This is a genomic window from Viridibacillus sp. NPDC093762, assembly GCF_050279675.1.
Lineage (GTDB): Bacteria > Bacillota > Bacilli > Bacillales_A > Planococcaceae > Viridibacillus.
Window position 1 is genome coordinate 290327 of the sequence record NZ_JBNNUK010000003.1, and the last position, 12095, is coordinate 302421.

General features: G+C 35.5%; 15 protein-coding genes and 1 pseudogene. 3 read left to right on the top strand and 13 right to left on the bottom strand.

The genetic code is table 11. From position 1 onward, the window contains the following. Window positions 1-32: 32 nt before the first annotated feature. From ACQKM9_RS06820 to ACQKM9_RS06880, 13 genes and pseudogenes are all read right to left on the bottom strand, one after another. Entirely contained in the window at window positions 33-491 is a 459-nt protein-coding gene (locus tag ACQKM9_RS06820) for a hypothetical protein (RefSeq protein WP_427733634.1), read from the bottom strand. A gap of 4 nt (window positions 492-495) precedes the next feature. Next, a complete protein-coding gene (locus ACQKM9_RS06825; protein WP_427733667.1) occupies window positions 496-1281 on the bottom strand; it encodes an alpha/beta hydrolase family protein in 786 nt (261 codons plus the stop codon). Next, a complete protein-coding gene (gene ytkD, locus ACQKM9_RS06830; RefSeq protein ID WP_427733635.1) occupies window positions 1259-1732 on the bottom strand; it encodes an RNA deprotection pyrophosphohydrolase in 474 nt (157 codons plus the stop codon). The genes ACQKM9_RS06825 and ytkD overlap by 23 nt, the downstream gene beginning before the upstream one ends. Before the next feature lie 51 nt (window positions 1733-1783). Next, complete coding sequence (locus ACQKM9_RS06835) at window positions 1784-2095, bottom strand: hypothetical protein (protein ID WP_038188093.1); 312 nt, start codon at window positions 2093-2095, stop codon at window positions 1784-1786. A gap of 458 nt (window positions 2096-2553) precedes the next feature. Continuing rightward, window positions 2554-2976, bottom strand: coding sequence for a VOC family protein (locus ACQKM9_RS06840; protein WP_427733636.1), 423 nt, complete (start codon window positions 2974-2976; stop codon window positions 2554-2556). A 170-nt stretch (window positions 2977-3146) separates the two neighbouring features. Next, window positions 3147-3329 carry a YjfB family protein gene (locus ACQKM9_RS06845; RefSeq protein ID WP_427733637.1) on the bottom strand — a complete coding sequence of 61 codons (183 nt, stop codon included), beginning with the start codon at window positions 3327-3329 and terminating at the stop codon, window positions 3147-3149. Between the two features lie 108 nt (window positions 3330-3437). Beyond that, window positions 3438-4283 (bottom strand): bifunctional hydroxymethylpyrimidine kinase/phosphomethylpyrimidine kinase, encoded by an 846-nt coding sequence (gene thiD, locus ACQKM9_RS06850; RefSeq protein ID WP_427733638.1) that lies wholly within the window; start codon window positions 4281-4283, stop codon window positions 3438-3440. 19 nt (window positions 4284-4302) lie between these two features. After that, window positions 4303-5526, bottom strand: a complete 1224-nt coding sequence (gene cytX / locus ACQKM9_RS06855; protein WP_427733639.1) for a putative hydroxymethylpyrimidine transporter CytX — start codon at window positions 5524-5526, stop codon at window positions 4303-4305. Window positions 5527-6066: 540 nt separating this feature from the next. Next, window positions 6067-6852, bottom strand: a complete 786-nt coding sequence (gdh, locus tag ACQKM9_RS06860) for a glucose 1-dehydrogenase (RefSeq protein ID WP_427733640.1) — start codon at window positions 6850-6852, stop codon at window positions 6067-6069. Between the two features lie 3 nt (window positions 6853-6855). Next, complete coding sequence (locus ACQKM9_RS06865) at window positions 6856-7722, bottom strand: RhaT/GlcU family sugar-proton symporter (RefSeq protein WP_427733641.1); 867 nt, start codon at window positions 7720-7722, stop codon at window positions 6856-6858. An 835-nt stretch (window positions 7723-8557) separates the two neighbouring features. Beyond that, window positions 8558-8789 (bottom strand): annotated as a pseudogene (locus tag ACQKM9_RS06870) (phosphoenolpyruvate hydrolase family protein); the annotation flags it as partial. Continuing rightward, the gene (locus tag ACQKM9_RS06875) at window positions 8790-9731 is read right to left on the bottom strand and encodes a c-type cytochrome (protein WP_427733642.1); all 942 of its coding nucleotides are present in this window, start codon (window positions 9729-9731) and stop codon (window positions 8790-8792) included. Window positions 9732-9922: 191 nt separating this feature from the next. Further along, window positions 9923-10357 (bottom strand): Dps family protein, encoded by a 435-nt coding sequence (locus ACQKM9_RS06880; protein ID WP_427733643.1) that lies wholly within the window; start codon window positions 10355-10357, stop codon window positions 9923-9925. Window positions 10358-10455: 98 nt separating this feature from the next. Between ACQKM9_RS06880 and ACQKM9_RS06885 the strand changes: the two genes are divergently transcribed. The 3 genes from ACQKM9_RS06885 to ACQKM9_RS06895 all read left to right on the top strand — a co-directional run bounded on the left by ACQKM9_RS06885 (window position 10456) and on the right by ACQKM9_RS06895 (window position 11923). Further along, entirely contained in the window at window positions 10456-10617 is a 162-nt protein-coding gene (locus ACQKM9_RS06885) for a hypothetical protein (RefSeq protein ID WP_427733644.1), read from the top strand. A 3-nt stretch (window positions 10618-10620) separates the two neighbouring features. Continuing rightward, the gene (gene yidD / locus ACQKM9_RS06890) at window positions 10621-10854 is read left to right on the top strand and encodes a membrane protein insertion efficiency factor YidD (protein ID WP_427733645.1); all 234 of its coding nucleotides are present in this window, start codon (window positions 10621-10623) and stop codon (window positions 10852-10854) included. 97 nt (window positions 10855-10951) lie between these two features. Continuing rightward, the gene (locus ACQKM9_RS06895; RefSeq protein WP_427733646.1) at window positions 10952-11923 is read left to right on the top strand and encodes a metal ABC transporter solute-binding protein, Zn/Mn family; all 972 of its coding nucleotides are present in this window, start codon (window positions 10952-10954) and stop codon (window positions 11921-11923) included. The last annotated feature ends 172 nt before the right edge of the window (window positions 11924-12095 follow it).

Below are 12095 nucleotides of genomic sequence, written 5' to 3' on the forward strand. Positions count from 1 at the left end.
GAGGGCGTTTCGCCACCTCCGCTCCAATCAACTTATTCAACGTCATCATCATAAAATACCGCTTCTGTATGAGGGTTAGAAAATTGTTTTATCAATTCTTCAGAATGTGCTCCTGTGACTTTATTAAACCGTAGCTCAAGGCCGTAATCCCTAACCTCTATTCTGCCATTCCCATTTTCGTCATAATAGCGCATAGAGAACCATTTTAACTTTCCCTCTTTAGTAGCTGCATGATTTTTGAAAAATGCACGATTATCATCTATTAGAGGGATTTTTTGAATTTTTATAAGACCTTCATCTTTGGAGATATCGGATATTTTTTCTAATTCTTCAATAACGTCATGTTCTTCTTGCCAACTTTGAATCTCTACCTCTACACACTCTTTTGTGAATTCATCGCAAAGAGTTGACCAAAATGCATATGTCTCCTCAAAACTTGCGCTTACTTTCACTTTTTCCGGGTCGACTGTTATTTTCACATAACCTAACATAAGTTCACCCCTTTTGGAGTTTCATCCAATTACATGCGCTCTTAACTATTTTGTGATTGACTGCACTAGGGAAAAAATGCGTATAGTCATTAAAATACCATGTTTCTACATGCTTATTAAATACCTTTAAGCTTTCTTCAAGTAATAATGCATGATGCAATCCAACGTTCTCATCCTTTTTACCATGAATAATTAATACAGGCACATTTAATTTATTTATCTCCGCAATTGGTGAACGCTCTTCATAAGCCTCAGGCACCTTAGTAGGTGATCCACCTATTACCCTTTTCATCATTCTGCGCATATCTATACGTTCTTCATACGTAAATTTAGGATTAGAAACGCCTGCCCAAGTCACAATCGAGGTAATATCATCTCGCAAAACCCCAGTCCAAAGGGCCATCAAACCACCTCTAGAAAATGCGAATATATGAATACGATGTGTACGACAAAATTGTTTTAATACATCGACACCACTTACTGCATCATAACGGTCATTTCCACCAAATTCATCTCGACCTTCTCCCCCACGATTTCCGCGGTAATACGGCGCAAAAACAACTAATCCTTGCGATGCAAATTGTGCAATACGAGCAGGTCGTACCATACCAATGCCTTGCATACCACCACGTAAATAAAGTAGACCTTCATAAATACCCTTTGCGACTGGCTCTGCAAGTAATCCCTTCACTCGTAATCCTTTTGACCAATATGTAATTTCAGTTAGACGAACTTTTGGATTTGGAGACGGATAATCACGACGACTTTCAACGAAGCCACTTATCTTCACGTTCACTCACCTTCTCCAGCATTTTTTTCATCCCTGCATCTTTCATGTAGAAGCTTAGTCGATCACTATTATGTAACTCTTCATCCGATAGCAACACAACTCCATTCGTTTCAAATTGTTGCTGAATGTCATCGATTTTCAATACATTTGCCACATATACGGCTTTACTAAAAGGACACTCATCATGAACATAGTATGTTGCTAACCATTCTATCTCATGAATGATAGCACCTGTTTCTTCATATACTTCCCTTTCAGCAGCTTGTTCTAACGTCTCTTCTCCTTCTACTTTACCACCCGGAAATTCAAGGCCCCGTTTTGGATGATCTGTTAATAACCACTGTTTATGATATTTAGCCAAGACTAATACATGCTTTGGCTCCATTTTAAAAGCATTTTTTTTAAAAGATAATTCAACACCATTACCTTTTAAATCCGTAAATGTAAACATACCTTCGATCACTCCCTATTGCTCTAAGTGTAACGAAGGTATGTTTTTCAATCAACTATAATATGGCATTTGTTCGATTAGTTGCTTCGTTTCTGTATCGCCAAATTCATGAACAAGTGCATACAATTTCTTTAAACGTAAATCAACTTCATCGTTTTCCTGATCTAAATGGTATGGAATGTAAGGTAATTGAGCTCTCCATATACTCTTCCCATCAAAATACTCTGCTTGATTAAATAGTTGGTCAAAAACTTTTATATACTGAGGTTCGATCTGAAGTTTAAATTCCCATGGTGATTCGTCAGGAGAAGTATAGTAACGCTGATTTGCAATCGAAACGTAAAGAGTAATGGGTTTATTCATCATATCATCCTTTTTTAAAATATAGGATAACCCAATCTATATCAATTATACTTTGAAGTTCAGCATACTTAGCAATATCCACTTGTTGATCAATAATAACTGGTTGTTTATATTAGGTATCTAAAACTAATATGTTCAATATTTCATAAACATAAAAGCATATTCACTTGAATTTTTTTCCAAAATTTTCAAATGACTATAGTAATTTCCATCCTAATTTTACGACTGCCTTTACCAATAGCGCTTCGGATAATGGTGTTTCTTAAAAATGTTCTTCACTTATAAACGTAGCATGAATAAAATGTAAAAACCCGCCTCTACGAATCTTTAAGTAAAGGCGGATTCAAAATTTTTATTTTTGATATTATTTAGATAAACCATATTAATATGCCACATTTTATTCATCTTATTAAAGCTTGGACAATACTACGAAAATTTTATATCCAACACCAAGTATATTAAGCTTCTTCACCCTCATGGCTAAATTGCCATTCGATACCAAACTTGTCCTTTAAACTTCCATAGCATTTGCTCCAAAATGTTTCTTGTAGCTCCATAGTAACTTTTCCTCCAACTTTTAGTGCTCCAAAAGCAGATTTAAGTTGTTCCTCATTGTCACTAACAACGGCTAAGCTAACATTATTCCCTACTATAAAAGGAGAACCAGGGAAAACATCAGAAAACATAACATTACTTCCAAGAATGTTTAGTCGAGTATGCATGACTAAATCTTTTGCTTCCTCTGGTAAAGTATATTCAGGATTTTGTGGCGAATCACCAAAAGTCATAATTTCTGGTTTCTCTGTGTTAAAAACCTCTGCATAAAACTCCGCTGCTTCGCGACAATTTCCATTAAAATTAAGATACACATTAATAGCCATTTTGCACACTCCTCTTTCACTTCATATTGGTTCAAACATAATTACATTCTAATTTTATATTTCCAACATATAGTAGTCAAATTTTTCAGTTATATGACTCGTAATTAGAATTTTTTCACCCCAATAAAAAAACCACGTACTACAAAGTTGAAGTACGCGGCATAAGCAAATCAGGCTTGGACGTCAATAGTTGCCCCTTTATAAGGGTGAGCCGCTTGAGCAGGCTCTGGCATTGCTTCTAATAGCTGTACAGCTGCTGTCGCTTGCATATTCATCGAATTTTGCAAAACGCTCATTTGTACTGTCTGTTGAAGCTGTGCAAGATCCATTGACATCATAGAGTTAATATCCATTAGTATCACTCCCTTATCTTTAATAGTATCGGAAATCCCAAGATATTATTAAATGCTTGCAAAAAATCCCTTGTAATATTTACATATCCAAGGGAACTATCTTTTATCTTAATTCATAGAAAGCTCTGAACTTACAATTGTAACCGTGCAGTCCGTTTCACCATATTTGCCATAAGCCGCATGATAAGTAGGACCTACACCTTGTTTAAAACCAAATGAATGGCGGATGCCTGCTGAGATGAACTTTTTCGCCTCAATAACAGCTTCTGGTACAGCTTGACCTTTTGCTAAACCCGCTGTGATTGCTGCTGAGTATGTACAGCCCGCACCATTTGTATGGATTGTATCGAATCGTGGCGCCTCCAACAAATAGAATTGTTCACCGTCATATAATACATCAATTGCAGGGCCTTCTAATCGCCCGCCTTTTACAAGTACATATCGTGGTCCTAATTCGTGTAATTTCTTTGCCGCTACTTTTAAATCTTCTACAGAGTTTAACTCCATGCCGCCTAGTAAATAAGAAGCTTCTGGCATATTCGGTGTGATAATCGTTGCTAGAGGGATTAGTTGCGTACGCATCGCTTCCATCGCATCTTCTTTTAATAATGCGGAACCAATTTTCCCAATCATTACAGGGTCTACAACAATTTTTTTCACACCGGATCGTTGAATCCACTTCACCACATTTATTATTATTTCGTGTGTGAAAAGCATACCTGTTTTAATTGCATCTGCACCGATATCTTCTAAAATCGTGTGAATTTGTGCCTCAATCGCTTCAACTGATTGCGGGAAAATCCCTTGTCCTGTGTGAGGATTTTTTGCCACAATAGCCGTAATAGCTGATGTACCAAACACATCTAGCTCCTGAAAAGTTTTGATATCTGCTTGAATCCCTGCTCCACCGCGCGCTGCTGATCCTGCGATTGTTAATGCTCTGGAAACTGTCATATTGATTCTATCCCTTCATTTATCTTTCAATTAATTGTGCTTTACTAGTACCTTTAACTCTCTCTGTAATTGTCATCATGATTATTCTTATGACAAAGATTCCAACTAATACCCAAAGTGTGTGTCCTAGAGGAATTGGATACTTTAATGTAGCATGGTAAACTACTACACCTGCTAACCAAAGAAGTGAACTTTGCCAAGACCATTTCTTTTGTGGATCTATATGTCGACGCTTTAATAAATAATAATCAGCAAACAAAATACCATATAGCGGTGCAAAGACAGAACCTATGAAATACAAAAAGTCCTCATATGCAGATACACTTGCGGCAATTGCAATTACCACTGCTAGAACCGTGAATAGAACCGAAACATAACGCTCATTGGCTCTTGGAACAAAATTTTTAAAATTAACACCTGCAGAATACGAATCTAAAAATGTTGTTAAGACAGTAGATAATAACACAATCAATAATGCGACTACACCTAGACCGCTCGCCATCAAAATCTCACTAATATCAGATGAACCAACGTAAAGACTACCACCAAGTCCGATGATAAACATAAATGTACTTCCTAGACTGTAACCTAGTACGCTCATTATTGTACCCATTTTCGGATGTTTCACATGGCGTGTATAGTCTCCAATCAAAGGTAACCATGAGAGAGACATAACTGCACTCAACTCTACAGCTGTACTGAATTTCATCGTTGCATCGGGTACTGTCCCAACTCCTCCTCCACCAAAAATAACGGAAGTTAAAATAATCGTAAAACCAAATAATATCGTCACTGCAACAATATTCAGCCTTGAAATTTTCTTCAAACCAAATAATACCCACATCACAAGAATAGTACCGATTAAAATACTCCACAGTGCTTGAAAATCAAATGCAAATAACTCTTTAGAAATACCATTTAATGCAATTGAACCCGTTGCAATCATTACCGAAGCCCAGCCAACAAGTTGTAGCATATTCAAAATCGTTAAACCATAAGAGCCATATGTACCAAAGGAAATACGCGTTGCTTGTAAAGCTGTTACACGACTATTCGCACTAATCCACGCGGATAAAAATAATATAGTTGCCCCGATTACATGACCCAGAATAATTGCCTGAATCCCTCTCGTTAATCCTAGTGGGGCTAATAGTGAGCCTGTAACAATTTCTGCAATCGATACAGAAGCTCCAACCCAAAGAAAGAATTGGCTAATGGTCGTTGTATTATATGTATTATTCATGTTAGCCTCTATTCTTTTCACAAATATTTTCAGAATTATTCGCTATTGTACCTTAATATATGATTATATTAAAAGGACCAATATTGGATAAAATGATAAGGTCAGTTTACTTCTTTGTGAAAAGAAAAATGATTTCTCCTAACATTAATAAAAGTACGAATTAGCTCCCACCATTTCGGAGGGCACTGAAAAAGTCCATAAAATGAATTTTAGCCATGGCGGAGACGATTAATCGTTTCTGCCATGGCTTTTTCTTCGATGCCGTTAATTTCCGTTCCGGCGAAGTGGTCGCCGCCTGCACTCCAATCAACTAGTTTGATCGCTTTTCTGTGTTTTCCATTCTTTCCGATTCACACCTAACTCTTTAAATGAAAAGTATACCTGGGCTGGTCTTTTATCGTACCTCTTTGACGAGGTCATGTTTAGTTGAATGAACAGCTGAAGAATCCTATACTTGGCGCGATTTTTTAGAGTCCACGTTACAATTCGTCCTTGTCTAGTTCTGCCTGCGTATTGAATCATTATTCTGTGCACACTACTTTATCCACGTCCAGCTTGGAAAGATGGGTATAAAGTCATACCACCATCAGCAAATAATGTAATACCTGTTACATAGCTCGCTTGGGAAGAGGCAAGCCATGCTGCTGCCGCTGCAATTTCTTCCGGTTTTCCAATATACCCCATCGGAATCATACTTTCAACATCAGCACGTTTTTCTGGGTCCGCAAATTTTTCAGCATTAATTGGCGTATTGATAGCTCCTGGACCAATATTATTTACACGAATTCCCTTTGGGGCATATTCTAAAGCTAATGTTTCTGTCATTAATTTAATACCACCTTTACTAGCAGCATAGTGCACAAACAATGGCCAAGGAATTTTCTCATGAACACTAGACATATTGATAACGGTACCTTTAATATCATGCTCGACAAAATATTTGATTGCTTCTCGGCTTCCTAAAAATGCACCTGTTAAATTCGTATTGATTACTTTATTCCAATCATTTAAGGGCATCTCATGTGAAGCTACTGGATTTTCTATACCTGCATTATTAATCATCACATCGAGCGTACCAAACTCTTTCACAGCTGACTGAATTAAATTTATAACATCCGATTCAACTGTAACATCACCTTTTATCGCAATGGCTTCTCCATCTGCTTTTTTTATCTCTTCCACTACAGAATTTACATCTGCTTCATTGGAGTGATAATTAATCACAACTTTCGCTTTTTCTTCTCCAAAGCGAATTGCCATCGCTTTTCCCAGTCCCGTTGAGGCACCTGTAATGACAACAACTTTTCCTTTTAAATCTGGATACATAACTTAGCTCTCCTGTCCTTTTGAAATTCCTAAAATAATTCCAGCCGCGATAATTAAAATAATCCCAATGATAATCGCAATGAATTGACGTTTTGTTTTCTTCTCACCTAATATAAATATTCCACCTAACGTCGAAATTACAATTCCCATTTGAGAAAGGGAAAAACTTGTTGCTACACCTACGCGGGGTTGAGAAATAAATAAAAACATATTTCCAGCTGCCCAGATTAAACCTGGGATAATATTGCGAATTGCATATTTGTTAAATGGTTTATGCTTAAATGTCAATAAAATACCACCTAGAACCATTCCAATTGCTTGAGGAAATAAAGCAGACCATCCATTTATATCAAATAAGCGTATCACTACTACATAAACTAAATAACCAAAGGTTGAAACAAGTAAAATCAATATTCCCTTTTTAAAATTCCCAGCTTCTGCTTTTTGTTTCTCTTCCTCGCTTTGAAGTGATGTGAGAACGACTCCAGCAATGATACAAATAAGTGCAAGAACACCTAATACAATCGACATCGTAGTGGACCATTCATGAAACACAATTACTCCAAACAAAGTAGTGGAAACTAATTGCAACCCTGTAGAAATGGGCATTGTTTTAGAAACGCCCATTATATCAATACTTTTTAATTGATTTACTTGTCCTAATGCCCAAAATAAACCTGATACAATTCCTACACCGATAACTACCGGCGTTAACACCGGTTTCACAAAAATATAAATACCTATGGAGAAAAGAAGTGCACCTAAGGTTGTCCCTAGTACTTGACTATAAGGTCCTCCGCCGAGTTTAACATTAAATAACACAATGCTTCCCCAAAATAGAGCAGGTAAAATTGCTAGAAAGATATCCATTTTTTAAGCCTTTCTATATTAAATTTCATATTGATGGGAGCAAAATTTTAGTACAAAAATCTAAATCCTTCTCCAACAAAATGTTGAATTTTTGGTTCAACGCCCTTTTTGATTTTCTTTCTTTACCCATTCTGCAACTGTTACTGTATGCTTTGCTTGAATACACTGCTGTTTGCACCTTCTTCAGCTCATCGCTAGTTAGTGCCATCCATACTGTAATAAATTACTGCTAATTTTATATCTTGCATTTTTTTGTCTCCTTTATTGATGAATTTCATTCCACCTTCCTATTCTTTCACTTTTTTCGATTTCTAATCCTTTTATCTTATTGAACCTATTTTTTATAAACTCATAATGGATTAACTGCATCAAAAAAAATTCATAGCGTTTTTATAGAACAGTAAAATGGAAGTCGGTAATATATGCAAATAAAGGACATACACGTAGAAACTTTGCCTTTGCTAATTTAGATGGAAATAAATTTGATGTGTGGAATGAATTGAATCCGAAATTTATAATAAACAAAAACTTGAAAAGCAATTAGATAATAACCATATGCATAAGTTTATAGTTAATCACTGGAGAAACCCCTAAACGAACTAAAAAAGAGCATGTTATGAACGTCGATTGTTCAAAACATGCTCTTATTAGTCTTCAAAAAGGTATTTAAAATAGTTACTTCAGGATTAAACTCGAGAAAGGTTGCTTTTGATTTTTAGCAATAGTAAGTTCAGTTTCTAATTATCTTTTACGAAAAAGAACTTATCCAAAATTAATTATTAACAAGACGTCATTTAAATACTGTAACTAACTTTCATGACAAGTTAAGAACGAATATGCTTGAAGCTCCAAAGCAACCACAAATACCGTTCACTTTGTTGATCACATATTCAGCATCTGCTGGTTCAGCGATTGGTCCACCATGGTAAATAACTAAAATATCTGAATTTGATAATACGACCAGCTTCAATTATTTTTTGAATTCGTTCCTCACAATCATCCAATGTTAATGAGGTATGTGCACCAATTGTTCTTTTTGTCTTCAACCCCATGTGGGCAACTAAGATTTATTGTTTAGTTGTTAGCATAGCTTCCCAATCAATCGTACCATCTTTCACTTTTTGACGATTTTCTTTATCCATAATATCTTTTGGTCGATTACCTTTTGGCCAGTCTTTATCATGATTAGCCCAAACTGGACGGTCTTGAGATAAGATGAATGCTGCTAAGTCTGATGCATCTTGATCAGTTAGAGTTCCTTCTCCACCAGCTGGCATATTATTTTTTACATATCCTGCAAGTTTTGAAAGACGTGCTAAACCCGCTCCATCATTAAAAGAATCTTCTCCCCATAATGCAGGGCCAGTATTTGGACCAGTGCCAGCTCCATCTGCAGCATGACATGTAATACATGATTTTTGATAGATTTCTTCACCATTATCAATATTTGGAACAGGTACATTTTCCATTGAATTGTTCATACGCCAAGGCATATCTGCACCTACTGGAATATCTTTAGAAATATATTTAAAATAAGATACAATCGCTTCAAGTTCATCACTATTTGCTTCAAACTTCTTCCCATTCATACTTCTGACCATGCAACCATTAATACGTTCTTCTATCGTTACAATACCTCCAGAACGTTCGATATACTGCGGATAAACAGCAGTCATTCCAACTAATGAAGAAGAGTTCTCATCTAATCCCGCTCCACCATGACAACTTGAACAAGTTAAATTGTTTCCTACATATTGCTCTGCTTTGTTGTTAGTATCATTTACTAATTCATATCCAAAGAGAATGGACTCACCCATCTCTCCCTCTGGTACATCGTCTAAACTTGGAGGATTATAAGAAAGTTCGTTATCATTTGAACTTTTCGCACTCGCTGTTACCATTTCTGTTGCATCTAAACCTTCAACAAAGAATGTTTTTGTAAGCCATACTCCCCCAAGTATTGCTCCAATAAACAAAAGGCCAACTGCTATTCCTGTGCCGGATTTCATAAAATCATCTCCATTCCGTTTGTTACCCCTATATTAACTTAAATAGAAAATGTAATCAGTAATTACCAGTAAATAAAATGGGTATTTTTAGTAAATGTCAGTTATTCGACACAATATATGTTATTTCGTTTTTTTGGCAATAGAAAAAGCCAATAGTAAAAACTACTGACTACACTTTAATATTATTTAGATTAACCTAAGAATGCTTTTAACATCCAAACATGTTTATCAAGACTTTGATAGGTAGCATTTAATAAATCTTCCGTCATATCATCCTCTTCTTTTGCCGCTTCATCCATTCCAGATTTTAAGGATTTCATCACGATTTCAAAATCGCTAATAACAGCTTCAACCATTTCATTTGTTGATTCGTTACCAGTCGCTTCTTTTACATTGGAAATTTCCAAATGTTCTTTTAATGTCGCTACAGGTTGTCCACCTAAAGTTAATATACGTTCTGCAATTTCATCTAAATGCGTTGCTGCTTCATTGTATAATTCCTCAAATTTCTCATGTAACGTAAAGAAAGACGGACCTTTCACATACCAATGGTAGTTATGTAATTTTGTATAAAGCACTGACCATGAAGCTACTAGTTGGTTTAATTCATTTTGTAAAGCTGACATAAAACTTTCACACTCCTCATTCTATTTTAAGCACTATACTGTTAATATACCGCTATTTTAAGTAAAATAAACATGAAGAAATCATTGAGGTGAAAGAAATGTCGATTGCTTGGATTGCCATAATGCCTGTTGTTATTTTGACAGTAGTTTTAGCAAGTTATTTAATTTACTATATCGCAAAAAACAACAAAAAAGATTCTCATAAAACGATTGATCCTAAACCAACGCAGCCTTTTTATACTGCCGAGAAAGAAGATTAGTAAATGAAGTATATTTTCAAATTCCTTATTCGCATTTATCAAAAAGTGATTTCTCCTTTGACTCCACCATCATGTCGATTTTACCCAACATGCTCAAATTACGGGTTGGAGGCGATTGAAAAACACGGTGCTTTTAAGGGTGCTTACTTAGCAATCCGTCGTATTTTACGTTGTAATCCGCTACATCCAGGTGGATATGACCCTGTACCAGAAGAATGGCCTCCGAAAAAAGATTAGTTTCGGGGCTTTTTTTATTGTGTTTTTTTATAAACTCTTGTATTATAAAACATGTTAAAAAACAAATCGTAATGATTACTATTTAAGAGGTGCTTATATGAAAAAGGCTCTATCTATATTTTTAATTGCTATACTCGCTTTATTTACTGTTGCCTGTAATGCAGAAGACCAAGTAAATCAGGATAAAAGTAAAAAAGACGTACTTTCTATTTACACTACTGTTTATCCTTTAACTTACTTCGCAGAACGTATTGGTGGTAAGCATGTTGAAGTTAATTCGATTTACCCTCCTGGATCAAATGAACATTCATTTGACCCAACGCAAAAAGATATGATGAATTTAGCAGATGCGGATTTATTTTTCTATGTTGGTTTAGGTCTTGAAGGCTTTGTTAACAATGCCCAAAAAACATTAAAAAATGAGAATGTAGAATTTATTGAAACTGCCGCTAATGTATCTGAGGAAAAACTAGACGTTAGCACAAGTGTTGCGCATGAACATGAAGCTGTAGAAGAAGATCATGATCATGCACATGGTAATATTGACCCCCATGTATGGCTTTCACCTATCATCAGCCAAGATTTAGCACTTTCTATTAAAGATGCTTTAGTAAAAACTCAACCAAATCATAAAGAAGAATTTGAGCAAAATTACAAATCATTAATCTCAGAACTTCAAGATTTAGATAAAGAGTTCAAAGAAATGGCAGATAATGCCCCTTCTAAAACATTCTTTGTATCTCATTCTGCATTTGGCTACATTGCTGGGACATACGGATTAACTCAAGTTTCAGTAGCCGGGTTGAATTCACAAGACGAACCAACTCAAAAAGAATTAACGAAGATTGTCGACCAAGCAAAAGAGAATCATATACACTATATCCTGTTTGAACAAAATGTTTCTTCTAAATTAGCAAAGGTCATCCAAAAAGAAGTAGGTGCAGAACCACTTACTCTTCACAATTTAAGTATTCTTACAGATGAAGACATTAAAAACGAAGAAACATACTTTAGTTTAATGAAAAAAGATATCGAGACATTAAAAAAGGCTTTGAATGAGTCAAAATAATATGAGCTAAAGAAAAAATTAAACCCGTACAAAGAGTCTGTATATCTGCTCTATGCACGGGTTTTTCTTATACTAATAAATGTAGAAACCTATTAATTAAGTTGTATTCTAAATTTTTCCGTATTCATTCTGATATTCATTTACTTTTCTTTCTCTATTTCTTCCGTAAAGC

Bases quoted from the DNA above. Each gene is read 5' to 3' on its own strand.
- ACQKM9_RS06820 (WP_427733634.1), bottom strand. From the start codon at position 491: ATGTTAGGTTATGTGAAAATAACAGTCGACCCGGAAAAAGTGAAAGTA.
- ytkD (WP_427733635.1), bottom strand. From the start codon at position 1,732: ATGTTTACATTTACGGATTTAAAAGGTAATGGTGTTGAATTATCTTTT.
- ACQKM9_RS06835 (WP_038188093.1), bottom strand. From the start codon at position 2,095: ATGAATAAACCCATTACTCTTTACGTTTCGATTGCAAATCAGCGTTAC.
- ACQKM9_RS06840 (WP_427733636.1), bottom strand. From the start codon at position 2,976: ATGGCTATTAATGTGTATCTTAATTTTAATGGAAATTGTCGCGAAGCA.
- ACQKM9_RS06845 (WP_427733637.1), bottom strand. From the start codon at position 3,329: ATGGATATTAACTCTATGATGTCAATGGATCTTGCACAGCTTCAACAG.
- thiD (WP_427733638.1), bottom strand. From the start codon at position 4,283: ATGACAGTTTCCAGAGCATTAACAATCGCAGGATCAGCAGCGCGCGGT.
- cytX (WP_427733639.1), bottom strand. From the start codon at position 5,526: ATGAATAATACATATAATACAACGACCATTAGCCAATTCTTTCTTTGG.
- gdh (WP_427733640.1), bottom strand. From the start codon at position 6,852: ATGTATCCAGATTTAAAAGGAAAAGTTGTTGTCATTACAGGTGCCTCA.
- ACQKM9_RS06865 (WP_427733641.1), bottom strand. From the start codon at position 7,722: ATGGATATCTTTCTAGCAATTTTACCTGCTCTATTTTGGGGAAGCATT.
- ACQKM9_RS06875 (WP_427733642.1), bottom strand. From the start codon at position 9,731: ATGAAATCCGGCACAGGAATAGCAGTTGGCCTTTTGTTTATTGGAGCA.
- ACQKM9_RS06880 (WP_427733643.1), bottom strand. From the start codon at position 10,357: ATGTCAGCTTTACAAAATGAATTAAACCAACTAGTAGCTTCATGGTCA.
- ACQKM9_RS06885 (WP_427733644.1), top strand. From the start codon at position 10,456: ATGTCGATTGCTTGGATTGCCATAATGCCTGTTGTTATTTTGACAGTA.
- yidD (WP_427733645.1), top strand. From the start codon at position 10,621: ATGAAGTATATTTTCAAATTCCTTATTCGCATTTATCAAAAAGTGATT.
- ACQKM9_RS06895 (WP_427733646.1), top strand. From the start codon at position 10,952: ATGAAAAAGGCTCTATCTATATTTTTAATTGCTATACTCGCTTTATTT.